Source organism: Dietzia maris (assembly GCF_014144855.1).
In the GTDB taxonomy this organism is placed as follows: Bacteria; Actinomycetota; Actinomycetes; order Mycobacteriales; family Mycobacteriaceae; genus Dietzia; species Dietzia kunjamensis.
In genome coordinates, this window is the sequence record NZ_JAALDN010000269.1 from 1 (window position 1) to 201 (window position 201).

The 201-nt window shown below is 74.1% G+C and carries 1 pseudogene; it reads right to left on the minus strand.

From position 1 onward, the window contains the following. Positions 1 to 201, minus strand: a pseudogene (locus G6024_RS09365) (oxidoreductase); the annotation flags it as partial.

Sequence of the window (201 nt, forward strand, 5' to 3'; positions counted from 1 at the left end):
GTCCCGGTAGCTGGTCCGGCCGCCGGGCGGGGGTCCGAGCACCTCGTCGGCATCGTCGACCAGCACCACGGCCTCGCAGCGCAGCGACTCCACCAGGGGCTTGGCCAGGCCGGGCTCGAGCGGGGTGACCAGTCCCATCCACAGGGAGGACAGCTTGGGCGTGAGGACGGGGACCGGGACCATGAGGCGGCGACGCAGGCC